General features: G+C 74.0%; 7 protein-coding genes and 2 pseudogenes. 5 read left to right on the top strand and 4 right to left on the bottom strand.

What is annotated here, in order from left to right; translation table 11 throughout:
• Nucleotides 1-3 precede the first annotated feature (3 nt).
• Nucleotides 4-4,287, bottom strand: a pseudogene (locus OG928_RS37120) (toxin TcdB middle/N-terminal domain-containing protein); the annotation flags it as partial.
• Between OG928_RS37120 and OG928_RS37115 the strand changes: the two are divergent.
• Nucleotides 4,223-4,483, top strand: a complete 261-nt coding sequence (locus OG928_RS37115; RefSeq protein ID WP_406292088.1) for a hypothetical protein — start codon at nucleotides 4,223-4,225, stop codon at nucleotides 4,481-4,483. The pseudogene OG928_RS37120 and the gene OG928_RS37115 sit on opposite strands and share 65 nt — an antisense overlap.
• 359 nt (nucleotides 4,484-4,842) lie before the next feature.
• Here OG928_RS37115 and OG928_RS37110 read toward each other — a convergent pair.
• The 3 genes and pseudogenes from OG928_RS37110 to OG928_RS37100 form a co-directional block, all read right to left on the bottom strand.
• Nucleotides 4,843-5,994, bottom strand: a pseudogene (locus OG928_RS37110) (SpvB/TcaC N-terminal domain-containing protein); the annotation flags it as partial.
• Between the two features lie 10 nt (nucleotides 5,995-6,004).
• Nucleotides 6,005-9,160: a hypothetical protein gene (locus OG928_RS37105; protein WP_331766394.1), complete on the bottom strand. Its 3,156-nt coding sequence runs from the start codon at nucleotides 9,158-9,160 to the stop codon at nucleotides 6,005-6,007.
• Nucleotides 9,161-9,390: 230 nt separating this feature from the next.
• A complete protein-coding gene (locus OG928_RS37100) occupies nucleotides 9,391-10,206 on the bottom strand; it encodes an NAD(P)H-binding protein (RefSeq protein WP_331766393.1) in 816 nt (271 codons plus the stop codon).
• Nucleotides 10,207-10,712: 506 nt separating this feature from the next.
• On the opposite strand from OG928_RS37100, the gene OG928_RS37095 reads away from it, so the two are divergent.
• From OG928_RS37095 to pabB, 4 genes are all read left to right on the top strand, one after another.
• Nucleotides 10,713-11,636 carry a 4-hydroxybenzoate octaprenyltransferase gene (locus OG928_RS37095; protein ID WP_331766392.1) on the top strand — a complete coding sequence of 308 codons (924 nt, stop codon included), beginning with the start codon at nucleotides 10,713-10,715 and terminating at the stop codon, nucleotides 11,634-11,636.
• Nucleotides 11,636-12,850 carry an FAD-dependent monooxygenase gene (locus OG928_RS37090; RefSeq protein ID WP_331766391.1) on the top strand — a complete coding sequence of 405 codons (1,215 nt, stop codon included), beginning with the start codon at nucleotides 11,636-11,638 and terminating at the stop codon, nucleotides 12,848-12,850. The genes OG928_RS37095 and OG928_RS37090 overlap by 1 nt, the downstream gene beginning before the upstream one ends.
• Before the next feature lie 114 nt (nucleotides 12,851-12,964).
• Nucleotides 12,965-14,017 carry a methyltransferase gene (locus OG928_RS37085; protein WP_331766390.1) on the top strand — a complete coding sequence of 351 codons (1,053 nt, stop codon included), beginning with the start codon at nucleotides 12,965-12,967 and terminating at the stop codon, nucleotides 14,015-14,017.
• Between the two features lie 164 nt (nucleotides 14,018-14,181).
• Nucleotides 14,182-16,356: an aminodeoxychorismate synthase component I gene (gene pabB / locus OG928_RS37080; RefSeq protein WP_331768246.1), complete on the top strand. Its 2,175-nt coding sequence runs from the start codon at nucleotides 14,182-14,184 to the stop codon at nucleotides 16,354-16,356.
• The last annotated feature ends 39 nt before the right edge of the window (nucleotides 16,357-16,395 follow it).

The following is a 16,395-nucleotide window of genomic DNA, read 5'->3' as shown; positions in this document are numbered from 1 at the left end:
CCGTCACCGCAGGTCGTCCTTGATGAAGTCGAGCAGGCCCAGTTCGATCCGGTTGCGGCGCAGGTACGTCTGGAAGTCGTCCCATACGAGCGTGCCGGCCGCGTGCAGATCGACCAGGACGGTCTGGGTCAGCGTGCTGCCCGCGACGTGCGCGAACGGTGCCGCGGCGTGCGGGAACAACGCGCCCGCGTAGTGGCCGGCCATGCCGACCGCGGTTTCCGACGCCGCTTGGCCGAGGTTGTTGACCGGCGCGAGGGAGGATCCCACCGGAGCCGGCGGCACCTGCCCGAGGGGCGGTTCGGGGGTGTAAGGCGGTTGGGATGCCTTCGCCAGCGTGTCCCCGACGGAGCCCTTCGGCGGGGTGATCCCACTGACCGCCCCGAGCGCCGCGCCCGCCGCCGCGCCGATGATCGCGCCCACCAGGACCTTTTCCATGACGTCCGTGAACCCCTTGTTGCGGCTGCCGGCGAAACCGGCGGCGAAACCCATCGCCGCCCCGTTGATCGTGCCGCTGATGCCGCCGGCGACGGCGCCGCCCACGACGCCGGACAGTCCCATGCCGGCCGCGGCCGCCGCCCCCGCGAACGCACCGGCGAAGGCCGCCCCGCCGCCGACCAGACCGCCGACGCAGATGCCGAGGGCGATGTCGGCCGCGCTGCCGCCCGCGCGGGCCGCCGCGATGCCGCCGACCACCCCGCCGGCCACGATCCCGGTCATGGTCGCCGCGAAGACCGCGCCCCAGGTGACGCCGCCGAGCGCGATCGCCCCGGGTGTGCCGACCCCGAAGGTGCACACCGAGACCACCACGACCAGGGCGATGATGGCGACCGCCGCGACGACCGAGACGAAGACCTTCCAGAACTGGCGCCCGGTCGGATCGGTGTAACTGGTCGGGTTGTTGCGGCAGTACGCGTACGCGTTCCAGGCGAGCGCGTCGTACGCGTCGCCCACCAGCGGATCCGGCGACACGAACCGGCCCAGCCGCGGGCAGTACCAGCGCGCCCCGAGCAGCACCAGGCCCGAGCCGGCGTCCTCGCCGCCGCCGACCCCCTGGGGCGCCGACGCCGGGCCGGTCGCCGCCAGGACGCGGCCGAACGGGTCGTATCGCCGCTCCAGCACCACCGCCCCGGCGGCATCGGTGACCAGCACCAGCGACCCGGTGTGGTCGGTGTGCAGCCATTCGCGCCGGCCGTCGGCCACGTGGTGTCGGGCGACGACCGCGGCCCCGTCGGTGAACTGCACGACGAGTTCGCCGTCCTCGATCCGGACCAGGCTGTCGGGGCAGGCCACTTCGCCGATGACCGCGCCCGCCGCGTCGCGCCGGACCCGGCGTACCAGGCCGCCGTGGTGGCCGTAGGTGAACTCCTCCCGCCCGCCCGAGGTCAGGTCGATGGCGCGCAGCCGCCCCTCGGCGTCGAGGGTGTGCGTGCCCCACGGCGCGGAGGTCAGCCGGCCGCACGCGTCGTAGCCGAAGGTGTCGGTGCCCACGGAGGTGAGGCAGGTCGGCGCGGCGCCGTCCCCCCCGTAGCCGTACGCGCCGTCGCCGGTGGCGGTCAGCCGGTCGCCGCCGGCGCCGTAGGTGTAGGCGAGCGGTGCGGCCGGGCCGCCGCCGGTCGCGCCGACGAGTTGGGAGCGGTCGTCGTACGCGAACTCCCAGCACAGCTCGGTGGTGGGGCTGTCGATCCGGGTCAGGTTGCCCAGCACGTCGTGCGTGTGGCGCACCTCGCGCAACGCGCCGGCCGGTCCGTCGAGCCGGTCGACGGTGGACCACCCGGTACGCGGGTCGCGTTCCTCGGTGCGCACGACGCCGTTGGCGAAGCGGGTCGCCACCCTGCGGTCCGCGAGGTCGTAGTCGATGGCGTCGACGACCCCGTCCAGGCGGATCAGCCGGCCCCTGCGGTCGTAGTGGTACGAGGCGACCAGGGGCGCGGCGCCGTCGAGAGCGGGATAGGTGACGGTGTCGGGCAGACCGTCGGGGCGGTAGGCGGTCACCAGCCGCAGCGGCGGGCGCCCCGCCAATGCGGCCACGCCGGCGACGGTCATGGTCTTGACCGCGATGCGACCACACGCGTCGTAGTCCAGGACGGTGCCGCCGCCCTCGTCGTCCACCCGCACGAGCCGCCCGCCCGCGGTGTGCGCGCCCGCGTCGGCCGGCGCCGGACTCCCGTTGTCGTGGTAGATGCAGCGCAGCACCGGGGCCGCGGCGGCCGAGCCGTGCCGCACCTCGGCGATCCGGTTGGCCCGGTCGAACGTGCGCAGCACCACGGCGCCGCCCGAGCGCGACTCGACCGAGTTGCCGGCCGGGTCCAGGACGGCGACGTGGGTGGCCTCGGGCCGCTCGGTGCGCAACAGGCGCCCGAACAGGTCGTAGCGGAACCGGCTGGTCGAGCCCGCCGGATCGGTGTGTTCGAGCAGGTTGCCCTTGAGGTCGAGCTGGAACGTGGCGGTGTGGGTGTGCCCGGCGGACTCCTCGTCGGTGCGCACCGTCCGCCCCGACGCGTCCACGTGATGTCGGACGGTGCGGCCGGCGGCGTCGGTCTCCTCGAATCCGTCGGGCAGTCGGTGCACGGTCAGGGTGGTGCCGTCGGGGCCGATGGTGCGCAGCGGGCGGCCGAGTGCGTCGTAGAACAGTTCGGCGTGCGGTCGGGTGGGGTCGGGGACGGTGTAGTGCTCGCTGGTCGGGCGGTGTGGCAGGTAGTGCCGCACGGGTAGTCCACGGGCGCCGAACTGCGTGCAGGAGTCGGTCACTTCGCCGATCTCGTCGCGGCTGCGGCGTTCCAGCAGGCGACCGGCGCCGTCGAGGAGGTCGCGCCGTTCCAGGGGTGGGCCGCCGAGGGCGCCCCGGTGTCGGGCCTCGATGACGATCGGCAGGCGGTCGGACCGGTAAGCGTAGGTCACCGTCGGCTCGGCCTCGTCGGCGCCGGGTTCGATCATGGTCACCGGTCGGGCGAGGGCGTCGAAGCGGGCTCGGCGGGTGGCGCCGGAGGGCTCGGTGAGTTCGACCGGTTGGCAGCAGCGCGGGTCGAAGTCGGCGGTGACGGTGTTGCCCACCGCGTCGGTGACGCGGGCCGGGTAGCAGCCGGTGGGGTCCATGGCGAGGGTGCTCACGTGGCCGCGGATCCCGGTGAGGGTGCCGTGGATGGTGCCGTCCGCGGCCACGGATCGCGTGTACGCGCCGAGGCGCACCCACCACCCGGGGCCTTCGGGGCGGCGGAGGTAGCCGAGCGCGGCCCAGTCGGGCGGGGCGTCCCCGTACACCTCGGCCGCCGACTCGTCGGTGAGCACCAGCGCGAAGCGGGCGGTGACGAGCCCGTGCGCGCCGACCGTGCCCGGCGGCCGGTCGTCGTACATCGTGAGCGTGTCGGCCAGCACGGCCCCGTCCGCGTCCTCCTGGCGCACCCGGCAGATCCGTTGCCGGTAGCGGCCGGCGGGGTCGGTCGCGTACGTCATGCGGGTGCGCAGTGTCCGGGTCGCGGGCGCCGGGGCGATCGGCGTCGCGGTGAAGCCGCGTTCGACCTGCTCCAGGATGTTGCCGTCGGCGTCCCAGCGGGTCGTCTCGGTGGCGATTTGGCGCGCGGGCGCGGATTCGGGCGCCCCGTCGAAGGTGCTGGTCGTGGTGCGGCGCATCCGGGGCACGGCGATCGTCGGCCGGTCGCCCGCGATCGCCTCCCACGTGTGCTCGACCCGGTCGAGCAGTGTGCCCCGCGGATCGCGGTGGTCCTGGCGGATCAACCGGCCGCGGATCGCCCGGAGTCGGCCGCGTTCGGTCGCGTCGACGGGTTCGGCGTCGTCCGCGCGCAGGCCGGTGTGGAACCAGCGGGTGGTGGTCAGCACCGGCACGTGCGCGTCGCCGGGGTCCTCCTGGTCGACCCGGCCGAAGCCGCAGAACTCGCGTCGGACGTCGTCGTAGCGGCCGTCGTGGTAGCGGTAGCGGGTGGTGTCGGTCCGCCCGGTGATCCGGTCGGTGACCGTGATGGAGGTGACGACCGGCAGGACGAAGGGCAGCGTCGCGGGCCAGTCCGCTCCGGCGGCCCGGTCGCGGGCGCGCTCGGCCGCCGAGGTGCCGTAGTCGATCCGGGTCAGGTCGCCGGTGCCCGAGTCGATGTGCTCCAGCAGGCCGCAGCAGGTGCCGCCGAGCGGATCGAGGGCGTACCAGCGGGTCCGTGCCGGGCCGCCGCGGGATGTCCACGCGGGGGCGGACCAGCACAGGGCCGGCCTGCCGGTGCCGAGCAGGTCGGCGATCCGGGGCGCGGTGATGGTCGCGACCGGGACGTGGCGGATGGTGCGTTCGGCCCGGAAGTGGTCGCCGGCGCAGTTCGGCCACCAGCGGACCGCTCCCGCGCGATCGTCCAGGTACAGCAGGTCGGCGCAGCCGTCGCCGGCCAGGTCGACCACGAACAGCCGGTCGGCGCGCAGGTCGTGGGGCAGCGCGGGCGGCGTGCCCATGCGCACCGCCGCGCCGAAGGCGCCCCGGCCCAGGTAAGGCCAGTAGGTGACGCCGCGACCGTCCACCCGGACCAGGTCGGGGGTGCCGTCGCCGGTCATGTCGGCGCAGTGCACGTGCGGGTCGGCCAGGTCGGTGGGCAGCCCGTCGGCACGGGCCGCGACCACGAGCGGGCGTTGCTGCCAGCCCTGTTCCGTGCGGTGCGCCAGCAGCAGGGAGCGGCCGGTGCTCCACACCAGGTCGGCGACGCCGTCCCCGTCGAGGTCGACGAGCCGGGCCTGGGGGGCGTCGATCGCCACGGACGGGCCCGCGCTCCAGCGCAGGGGGCGGGTGAAGCCGGTCCGGTCGCGCGGCTGGTAGCCGGTGGCGGGTACGTCGACCCGGACGGCGTCGGCGAGGCCGTTCCCGTCCAGGTCGATCAGCGCGGCCCGGGCCTCGCCCGCGAGGGTGGGCAGGCCGGCCACGGTGCGCGACCGGCCCCAGTGGCCTTGGCGGTTGGGCCACACGCGCGCGTTGCCGCCGGCGGAGATCTCCACCAGGTCGGGCAGCCCGTCGCCGTCCCAGTCCATCAGTTCGATCCGGCCCCGGCCGTCCGGACCCGGTGGCGTGTCGCGGGGATCGTCCGCGACGACCTCGCGCAGCCGGACCGGGCCGGGCGCGGCGTATCCGAGGGTCAGCGGCGGCGCGGACAGCCGGCCGCCGTGGCGGTCGGTGCCGGTGAGCGTGATGCTCGACAGCACGGACGCCCCGGTGGGCTCGGCGACCGTGTAGCCCAGGTCCCATTCGCGCACCACCGACGGCTCCTCGTCGGCCGGGCCCGCCGAAGTCCCCCGGGCAGGGTCCAGGTGCAGCGAGATCCGGGCGCAGCGCTCGTCGGTGGCCAGCACGAAGCCGGCCCTGCTCCAGCGCAGCGGGTCCGGACGGCGCTCGTACCCGAACCGCACCCGGTAGCCGCCGTAGGCGATCTCGGCCAGGTAGCGCTGCGGCCCGGCCGATCGCCAGTGGTAGGTCGCCGTGTTGCCGAGGTTGTCCTCGATCTCGGACAGGAGCCAGGCCCAGGGCGCGCCGACGCCGTCGATCCGGCTCTGTGCGGTGGTCCCCAGCGCGAAGCGGGTCCCCGCCCGGTCGGTGACCAGGTAGCCCTCGCCGGAGGGGCCCGGCGCGATCCGCCAGTCCCCGGTGTCGACCTCGGGCCGCAGCCCGCCCGCCCCGTCGGCGACCAGCGGTCCCGCTCCCTCCAGGATCAGCGCGTCGCCGGTGCCGCCGAGGTCGCCGCCGTACTCGGGCCGACCCCGGCTGGTGGAGCGGATCAGGCGGGGCAGCGGCAGCGTCCAGCCGAGCCCGAAGGGTCCGTTGGGGTTGCCGGTGTCGTAGCGCAGGCACAGCTCGGGCCCGATGTCGTTGGGGCCGTTGGGCAGGTCGAGCTCCACGGCGAACGTGCCCGTGCCGGTGGACAGGTCGGGGGCGAAGGTCTCGCCCAGTCCGCCCGCGCCGCCGCCCGCGGTGGGCAGCGACGGGGTCTGGGCCGCGAAGCCGATGTCGGAGCTCACGCCGGCCTCCTCAGATTCGCGGGGTGAAGGCGTACGACAACAGCACGGCCAGGTTGTCGATGTGGTCCAGGGCGAGCCGATCCAGCACCACCAGGCCCGGGTTGTCGGCCGCGCGGAGTTCGATCCGCCACTCGCCCAGCGCGCTGCCGCCGGTCGCGGCGGCGAGGTCGGCGGCGGCCACCGTCCCGTCCGCCGCCGTGGTCACCGTGACCGCCGCACGGCCGGGCGCGGTGACGGCCAGCACCACCCCGCCGGCCGAGGCGCGCGGCGTGGCCGTGAGCACCAGGCTCAGGCCGCCCAATACCGGGTCGGTCTGCGGCGCCGGGAAGTCCCGGGCGCCGAGCGCGAATTCCAGCACGCCGTCGGCGTAGAAGGAGAAGAAGGCGTCGGGGAACAACCAGCGCAGCGGCAGGGGCCGCTGCCGCTCGTTCACCGTCGGTCGCGCCCGCAGCTCGGCGAGTACGCGGTCGCGCAGGTCCGGGTCGAAGCGGGCCTCGTAGGTGAAGGTCAGCCGGACGTCGGTGATCGCCTCGTAGTCGAGGTCGTTAATCTCCTTGGGCAGCTCCAGCGTCCAGGACGAGGCCACCCCCGCGCCCTGGAAGATCCGCAGCCGGCGCCGATCCCCGTCGGACAGCAGCGCGTCGGTCACCGGGTCGAAGTCGGAGAGCACGAGCGTCTCCCGGTTCTGGACCCGGTACTTCACCCCGGACCCCTCCGGAGTCCACCCGCGCGAGGGCAGCCGGTACACCGAGATCCCCGCGTTGGTGAGGGTGCCGGTGCGGCCCCGGGCCGGCACTATGCCGTCCACATCGACCTGTACGTGCAGGATCCGGCCCGCGTAGGTGCCCGGGTAGTGGGTGTCGAAGTCGTCGAGCGAGGTCTGGAAATCCATCCGGCCGGTGCGCCGGAGCTGGGTCTCGAACGCGAACGGGTGACGCTCGGCGAGCGACACCGTCTGCCGGAGCGGCTGGCGCTTGGGCGCGCTCGACATCACCAGGTCGTACGTGAAGGAGTGCACGTCGGCGAGCAGCGTGTCGGCGGCAAGCAGGCCCTCGACGGTGTCGCCGGAGTAGTCCGGCCTGATCACGGCGAGCGCGGTGTCGTTCTCGAAGTTGTACGCCTGCTGCATGCGCTTGGCCATGTCCAGGGCCATGGCCAGGTAGCGCTGGGCGAGCCGGTTCATCCGGTCACCGAGCGCGTGCCACACGTCGGGGCCGAAGCGTTGGTCGTCGAAGGCCGCGACGAGCTGCCGGGCGTGCGCCACGCGCAGCTGCGCCGCGCGCTGGCCGGCCACGGCGGCCGAGACGCGAGCCGTCGCCGCCCGCAGCTCGGCGCGCGCCTGCACCGTGACTCGGGCCAGGTCGGCGACCTGTCGCCCCAACGCGTCGATCTCGTACTGCCGTTGCAGGCGCGCCGCGGCGAGCTGCGCCGCGGCGCCGTCGGTGGCCGCCGGGGCGTCGGGAAGGTGGCTGTCCCCCTGCATCCTGCGGTTGGCGAGCCAGGTGAGCACGCCGGGATCCCCGTCCTCGCCGCCCGACATCTGCGCGGAGAGGGCCTGTTGCAGGGTCCAGGCCCAGGACTTGGTCGTGTAGTCCGCCATGGCCGCGTTCGCCTGACGGGCGCGCGCTTCGGCGGTGAGCACCCCGAACTCGTACGCGTCGCTCTCCGCCTCGGCCGCGGCGCGCTGTCGCGATACGGTCTCGTACTCCGCCAGTGCCTGGGCGGTGTTCTGCGCCAATTGCGTACGGGTCAACCGACCCTGGTCCGACTTCTCCCAGAAGGCCATGGCGTCCCGCTCGGCGCCCACCGCCAACTGGCCGAAGGTGATCGCCGCCGCCTGAAGGTAGTCGAACGTCCAGATCGGGACGCCGGCCGCCCAGTGCCCCCAGAAGTCCAGGCCGCCGTCTATGCGTTGCAACCGGGCCCACACGTCGAACAGCACGGCGGAGATGCTCGGGCTCGCGGTGATCTGCTCCGGCTCGCGCAGCCGCGCGATCACCTCGCGGGCGACGTGGGCCGCGGGCGCCAGGCCGGGAGTGGCGTACAGCTCGGAGTCCGGCGCGGTCGCGTCGAGCCTCAGCACGCGCTCGTACACCGCCAGCGCGGCCGCCGGGTCGTCGGCGCGGAACAGCGCGTCGCCCCAGTCCAGGTACAGCGTGGCCAACCGGCCCCAGAGGTAGGGGACTTCCACGGCCTCGGTGAGGAACTCGTACCGGGCCGCGGACAGATACCACATCTCGGCCGTCGTCCACTCGCCGAGCGCGTGGTGGCACTCCGCCAGCCCCAGTGGCACCTCGTAGTGCCACATGTGCGGGAGGCTGACGGCGACATCAGCCGCACCGGTGGGCGCGAGCAGCAGATCCGGCCGGCCCCGGTTGAACCGGCGGGTGGCGTAGACCTCGGCGAGCACCGCACCGGGGTCCGCGACGTCCCCGTGCGCCCAGGTCAGCGACCTGACCTCGCCCTCGCCGGTGCGGAACGCGAAGGTCCGCTCGCCGGTCACCTCGGGCGGGATCCGGATCGACGGGGTCGGCCCGACTGTCGGCGGCCCGGACGCGAACTCCGTGTCCCCGACCATCCGGCGCCCCGGGGGCCGGGCCACGACGTCGACCGGCCCGTCGCCGTTTCGGGGGATGCCGCCGTGCTCCTCGATCGCCTTGACCAGCTCCGGCGCGAGCTCGGCCGCGAGGTCGCGGAAGCGGTCCGCCGCGGGATCGCCCGCCGCCCGCAGCAGCGCGGCGGTGTGCAGGCGTGCGACGGCCGCCGGGCCCCGACCCCGGAGCCCGGAACCGAGCAGCCCGAGCTGCTCGGGGGCGTCCACGTCGAAGTCGACCCGGGGGTGCACCCCGATCTTCGGCGTCTCGACCGGCAGCACGTTCAGCCAGTCGCCGGCGACCGAGACCAGCGGCTCGAACAGGTTCGACGCGGCCAGGCCCTCGGCCGAGAGGATGCCGCGGGCGGGGAACAGTTGCGCCCACACCAGTGCCTGCACGGCCTCGTAGCTGTCGATCGCGTCGCGGTAGCGCCGCGCCCGGAACGCGTTCCCGGCGTCGATCAACAGCGCCTCCACCCGGGCGAGTTGCCGACCGCGCAGGTCCTCGGCCGCGACGAACCCGACGGTCCGTCGGAAGCCGTACGCGATTTCGCGATGCACGAATACGGACACGGTGCCCCCTAGCGTCGCCGGGCCGTGCCGCGCGCCCGGTGCCCCGCCCGGCCTCCCCGCCGGGCTCCTCGCACCCTCCAGCGAAGCGATCCGTGGAGGTGATCGCAAGAGTGGCGATGGCAAAATCCACCGGAGCGGGCGAATCCGTGCCGAGTCGGGCGGGAGCACGATCACCCGCGCCGGGCGGTCGAGGACTCACGCCCGACAGCGCCCGGGCCCGGCGGCCGGTGCTACGGCCGGAAGGCGTCGGCGTGTTCGGCGGCCCAGTCGGCGTAGGTGCGCGCGGGGCGGCCCGTGACCTCTTCGACGGTGGGCACGACCGTGTACGCGGACTCGGGCGGGGCGGCGTGCCAGCCGACGACGTAGTCGATGACGTCCTCCGGCACGCCCCTGTCGCGCAGGCGCTGATTCGCCTGCTCGCGGGTGAGTTCGACGAACCCGATGTCGCGGCCGATCGCCGCGCCGATCGTGCGGATCTTGTCGTGCACGGTCAGCGCCCGGGGGCCGGTGAGGGTGTACGTCCTGCCCGCGTGGCCGCCGTCGACCAGTGCGGTCACGGCGACCGCGGCGATGTCCCCCTCGTGCACGGCCGCGCTCGGGACCTCGGGGAACGCCTCCCGGACCACACCCTCGGCCCGGACCGAGTCCACCCAGGTCAGGGCGTTGGACATGAACTCCACCGGCTCCAGCAGCGTCCACTCCAGGTCCGCCGCCGTCACGGCCTGCTCGACCGGACCCGGCTCGCCGCCCCACAGGACGGTGACCCGGCGCACCCCCGCCCGCACGGCGAGATCCATGATCTCGGGCGCGGTCGCCAGAGGGGCGTTGTCGAAGAAGGACATGAGGTGCATGCCGGTGACACCAGCCAGTGCTCCCGCGAGGGTCTCCGGTGCGTTGAGGTCGCCGCGCACCACCTCCACCCCCGCCGGCAAGTTCGCCTTCGCCGGGTCGCGGGTCAGGGCGCGCACGGGACGGCCGGCTCGGGCGAGTTGCTCGACCACGTGGCGGCCGACATTTCCGGTGGCTCCGGTCACAAGAATCGTCATGGTGGTTGTCCCCTATCGGGTACCGCTATCGGGTACCGCGGTTCGGTTCGGTTCGGGTTTGGTTCGCGTTCGGTTCGGTTCGGGTTTGATTCGGGCTCGGTGTGGGTCCCACCCTGTCCGGCCGGGGTTCCGGAAACGTTCCGGTCCCCTTCCGGTCCCCTTCCGGTCGCCCTGCCGGTCGCCCGTCGAACCCCGGCCGCGCCCCTGTCGAATCCCGGGATCAATACGAATGGCATTCCGTGTAATGAATATGAATCGGAAATAGCATTTAGTCATTGTGCCGAATGTTCCGATCGATTTCCGGTGTATGGATTTGGCATTCGAGCCTCGGATTGCGATAAATTCCGGCCGGCAGGATTTTGAATGCCGCGGGATGGGAGCCCGCCTTGCGTTCGGGGGCACGGGCCTGCGTCGTCGGGCCTCGCCTCGATCCGACCTGCTGTGCCGAACCGGCCGACGCGGCCGACTCGAACGAGCGCTGCCCCGACCCGCTGTTGAGGACGACCATGACACTCTCGCCGCCTGCCCCGCGCCGGACCCGTACCGGCGGTGCGGCCGCGCACTGGGTCGCCCGCAGCCCCGTCCGGGTGCGCCCCTACCTCGAGCTCATGCGCGTCGACCGCCCGGTCGGCACCTGGCTGGCGGTGCTCCCGGGCTGGCTGGCCCTGGCCCTGGCCGACGACTTCCCGCCCGACCCCCGCACGGCCCTGGTCCTGCTGCTGCTGGCCTTCCTGATCCGCGGCGCCGGCTGCACGATCAACGACATCGTCGACCGCCGGTTCGACGCGCGGGTCGTCCGCACCGCCGGCCGGCCACTGGCCGCCGGCCGAATCGACGTCGGCCGCGCCCGGGTGTTCTTCGCCGCGCAGCTGGCGATCGCGCTGCCGATCCCGCTGCTCCTGGGGCCGGGCGCCTTCGTAGTGATGGCGGTCGGCTGGCTGCCGATCGTGGCGTACCCCTTCATGAAGCGGATCACCCACTGGCCGCACCTCTGGCTCGGTCCGTGCATGAGCTGGCTCGCCCTCGTCGCCTGGATCGCGGTCACCGGCTCGCTCGACGCCACCGGCGGCCTGCTGTTCGCGGGGCTGGTGTGCTGGGCGGTGGGCTGCGACGTGGTGTACGCGCATCAGGACCGCGAGAGCGACGCGTTGGTCGGAGTGCGCTCCGCGGCCGTGCTGCTCGGTCGGCGGAGCGTTCCGCTGCTCGTGGGGCTGTACGTCGCCACCGTCGGCTGCTTCGCCGCCGCCGGTTGGTCGGCCGGGCTCGGCCCGGCGTTCTGGCCGCTGCTCGCCGGCGCCGGCGCCCAGCTCGCCTGGCAGCTGCGGGAGTTGGACATCGACGATCCGGCGAGCTGCCGACGCGTCTTCCTCTCCAACCCGCGGTTCGCGGGCATCGTCCTGGTCGCCGTGCTCGCCGGCCGGGCCCTGTAGTGGCGGCCACCGTCGGCCCCCCGCCGCCGAACCGACCCGCGAGCGCGCCACGGATCGCCGTCGTCGGCGGCGGCATCGCCGGACTCGCCTTCGCCCTCGCCGCCCACCGCGTCGGCCTGGAGTGCACCGTGTACGAGAAGTCCCGGCAACCCCGGGACGGCGAGGCCGGACTGCAACTCGGCCCCAACGCCGTGCGCTCGCTGTACCGGCTCGGGGCCGGGCCGGGACTGCGCGCGGTGTCGGCGCTGCCCGCCGAGCTGGACTTCCGTCGCTGGGACGACGGCACGTCGCTGCTGCGGGTGCCGATCCGGCCCGGCTACGCCGAGCGCTTCGGCGCGGAGCACCACGTCCTGCTGCGGGCGGACCTGCGCGAAGTGCTGCTGCGTCTGCTCCCGGCCGGCACCGTTCGCTACGGCGGACGCTGCGTCGGGCTGCACGAGAGCGCCGACGACGTCCGGATCGACTTCGCGGACGGCGCGTCCGCCGTCGCCGACGTGCTGATCGGTGCGGACGGCGCGCACTCGTGCGTGCGCGCCCACACCCACCCGTACGAAGCGCCCGTGCATTCCGGGATGGACGCGTATCGGGCCGTGGTGCCCGTCGGCGCGACCGGCCTCGGGAGGGCGCCCGCCGTCCGCCTGTGGCTCGGCACCGACCGGCACTTCCTGTGCTATCCCGTCGCGGGCGGCCGACGGGTGAACCTCGTCCTGGTCGCCCCGGCGGAGTCCGACGAGTCGTGGGGCAAGCCGGTCGAGGCCGAGCGCGTGGCCCGCACCCTCGCGCACTGGGACCCGGCCGTCGCGGCACTGATCCGGACCTGTGCGGAGCTGCACCGCAGGCCGCTGTTCGACCGGGACCCCCTGCCGAGCTGGAGCACCCCGCGCACGACCCTGATCGGCGACGCCGCCCATCCGATGCTGCCGCATCAGGCGCAGGGCGCCTGCCAAGCGATCGAGGACGCCCTCGCGCTCGCGACGCTGCTCGCGCACGCGGGCCGGCCGGGCATCGCCGAGGCGCTGCGCCGCTACCACGCGCTGCGGGCGCCCCGGACCGCGCGCGTACAGGCGGACTCCCGGGAGTACGGCGCGCTGATGCACTCGCCCGCGGGGGCCGCGTTCCTGGCCGGAACGACCGCCGAGGAGCTGATCGACCTCATGGCGCCGACCTACGCGTACGACATCGAGGAACAGGCCCTGGCGACCGCGCCGACCTGACCCGCCCCGCCTCCACCCGACCCGACCCGCCGTGGTGCCGCACGCCGCACGCTCCCGACCACCCGATCCACATCCCACGACGCCCGACTCACGACGCCGCAAAGGATCCTCACCGTGACCGCCGAAGTCTCCGCGCCGCCCGTCGCCCCGCCGCTGCCCTCGCCCGACTACATCATGCAGTTGGCCTTCGGGTTCAGCGCCGCGAAGTGCCTGCTCAGCGCGGTCGAGACGGGCGTGTTCAGCGAACTCGCCGGCCGGCAGGGGCAGGACGCCGCCGAACTCGGCGCCCGGCTCGGTCTGCACCCCAGGGCGGCGCGCGACTTTCTCGACACCCTTGTCGCGCTCGGCCTCCTGGACCGGCACGACGGTCGCTACGCGAACACGGTGCAGGCGAGCGTCTTCCTGGACCGGGCCAAGCCCACGTACATCGGCGACGGGCTGGACATGGTCAACGCGCGCCTGTACGGATTCTGGGGCCACCTCACCGACGCCCTGCGCACTGGCGAGACCCAGAACGAGGCCAAGTCGGCCGGTACCGCGGCGAATCCCTTCGCGATCATCTACGCGGACCCGGCCCGGCGGCGGCTGTTCCTGCGGGCCATGTCCCAGCTTTCGCGGCCGACGATGCTCGCGCTCGCGGAGCGCTTCCCGTGGGCCCGGTACGAGAGCGTCGTCGACCTCGGCTGCGGGGACGGCGCGCTGCTGTGTCACATCGCCGCCCGCCACCCGCACCTGACCGGGGTGGGCTTCGACCTGCCCGAGAGCGCCGACGCCTTCGCGGAACACGTGGGCGAGGAAGGGCTCGCCGCCCGGATCGGTTTCCGGGCCGGCGACTTCTTCACCGACCCGCTGCCCACGGCGCACGTCCTGGTCCTGGGGCACGTGCTGCACGACTGGGACCCGGCCGCCAAGCGGCGCCTGCTGGCCGCGGCGCACGCCGCGCTGCCCGAGGACGGGGCCGTGGTCGTGTTCGAATCCTTCCTCGACGACGACCGGCGAACCAACCTGCCCGGCCTGCTGCTGGGCCTGAACACACTCATCGAGACGCCCGGCGGCTCCGCGTGTACCGTCGCGGAATGTCGTCGGCTGCTGGTCGAGGCGGGATTTCGGGACGTCCGGGCCGAGCCGCTGGCCGGTTCCGAGTCGATGGTGGTCGGCGTGAAGTGAACCGGCGCGTCGGCCCCGGGAGCGCCCGGCCGCCGTACGTCCGAAGGTCGAACATTCCCTTCCCACGACAGCCCGACGGAACGCGGAGACGCGGCACGCGGAGGGGGCGCCGGGGGAGCGGCACGGCATACTCGCCGGCGTCGGTACGGGCCACGGAGGGCACCATCAGAGTTCTACTCGTCGACAACCACGACTCCTACACGTACAACCTCTTCCAACAGCTCGCGGCGGCCTACGGACAGGAGCCGGACGTCGTCACGAACGACGACGCGCGCTGGGCCGATCTCGACCCGGCCGACTACGACGCGGCGGTGATCTCCCCGGGTCCCGGACGACCGGGCCGGGACGGGGACTTCGGGCACTCGGCGGCGGTGTTCCGGGATCGGCGGATCCCCGTACTCGGTGTGTGCCTGGGACATCAGGGGCTCGGCGAGGCGGCCGGCGCGCGGGTCGTCGCGGCGCCGCGACCTCGGCACGGACATCTGGAGACCATCACCCACACGGGCGACGACCTCTTCGCGGGGATCCCGGCCGGCTTCACGGCGGTGCGCTATCACTCGCTCTGCCTGGCCGAGCCGCTGCCCGCCGAGTTGCGCGTGCTCGCGCGCGCCGAGGACGGCGTGGTGATGGCCGTGCGTCATCGGGAACTGCCCTGGTGGGGAGTACAGTTCCACCCCGAGTCGGTGGCCTCGGAACACGGCGCGCGCCTCGTCGACAACTTCCGCGCGCTCGCGCTTGCCGCCCGCGCGCGCCCCCAATCCCCCGCGCTGCCGCACCGGCTGCGGGCGGCGGTGCCCGCCGGCCACCGACCGGCCGCCGCCCCGGTCCCACTGCGGATCAGGACGGCGGTGATCGACCGGGAGATCGATACCGAGGCGGCTTTCACCCACCTGTACCAGGGCCGCGACCCCGCGTTCTGGCTGGACAGCGCACGCGTGGAACCGGGCCTGTCGCGCTTCTCGTTCCTCGGCGACGCCTCCGGACCGCTCGGCGAGCTGCTGCGGTACGACGTGGGGGACGGGAAGGTGACGATCCGACGCGGGCGCTCCGCCGACGAGTTCCGGCCCGGCACGATCTTCGACGTGCTCACCGAGCGGCTGCGCGAGCGCGCCGTCGACGCCCCGGACACGCTGCCGTTCGACTTCCTGGGCGGCTACGTCGGATACCTCGGCTACGAGCTCAAGGGCGACTGCGGGGCCGGCAACCGCCATCACGCGCCCGAACCGGACGCGCAATGGTTGTTCTGCGACCGCTTCCTGGCCGTCGACCACCTCGAGGGCCGCACCTACGCGGTCGCCCTGTGCCATCCGCACGACGTGCACGAGACGGACGCTTGGCTGTCCGCGACCACGCGCGTGCTCGACACGCTGCCCTCCGCCGGCGACGCCGCCGGGGCCGCGGGCCCGGCCGCCCGTGCCGATCGTGGCACGCGCGTCGACACGCGCCGGGCGGCCGCCGCCGAGCGCAGCGGTGGCAAGCGGCGATACCTCGCGAACATCGCCGAGTGCCAACGCCTGCTGGCGGCGGGCGAAAGCTACGAGATCTGCCTGACGACCACCCTGTCCACCCCCGCGCCCGAGGACCCGTTCACCCACTACCGCCGACTGCGCGCGCTCAACCCCGCCCCGTACGGCGCCTTGCTGCGCTTGGGACCCATGTCGGTGCTCGGCGCCTCGCCGGAGCGCTTCCTGCGGGTGGACCGGCACCGCACCGCGGAGAGCAAGCCGATCAAGGGCACCACCCCGCGCAGCCCCGACCCGGTCGAGGACGAGGCGCTGCGCCGCGCACTGGTGACCGACCCCAAGACGCGCGCCGAGAACCTGATGATCGTCGACCTGCTCCGCAACGACCTCGGCCGGGTGTGCGACGTCGGCTCGGTCCGGGTGAGCGACTTCCTGGCCACCGAGAGCTATGCCACGGTGCACCAACTCGTCTCCACCATCCGGGGAACCCTGCGCCCGGAGATCGACGCGGTCGGGTGCGCACGCGCGTGCTTTCCCGGCGGCTCGATGACCGGGGCACCGAAGCTCCGGACGCTGGCCATCATCGACGCGCTCGAAGCGGGACCGCGCGGCGTGTACTCGGGCGCGCTGGGCTACTTCTCCGCCTCCGGCACGGCCGACCTGAGCATCGTGATCCGCACCGCGGTGCTTCGCGACGGCACGGCCACCACCGGCGCCGGCGGCGCGATCGTGCTCGACTCCGACCCCGACGCCGAACACGCCGAGATGCTCCTCAAGGCCGCCGCCACCCTCCAGGCTCTGGCCCCGACCCCAACCCCGAGCCCGGCCCCGGCCCCGGCCCCGGCCACACCCGACCGACCGGAGGACAGACCCTAGCCGCGGCCGGTCACGCGGTCACCGTGCTCGCGGTGCCGC

Source organism: Embleya sp. NBC_00896 (genome assembly GCF_045207785.1).
Taxonomy (GTDB): Bacteria; Actinomycetota; Actinomycetes; order Streptomycetales; family Streptomycetaceae; genus Embleya.
This window is presented reverse-complemented; position numbering and strand designations above follow the sequence as displayed.

Excerpts from the sequence above, each read along its gene's own strand:
- OG928_RS37100 (WP_331766393.1), bottom strand. The coding sequence starts at position 10,206 with ATGACGATTCTTGTGACCGGAGCCACCGGAAATGTCGGCCGCCACGTG.
- OG928_RS37095 (WP_331766392.1), top strand. The coding sequence starts at position 10,713 with ATGACACTCTCGCCGCCTGCCCCGCGCCGGACCCGTACCGGCGGTGCG.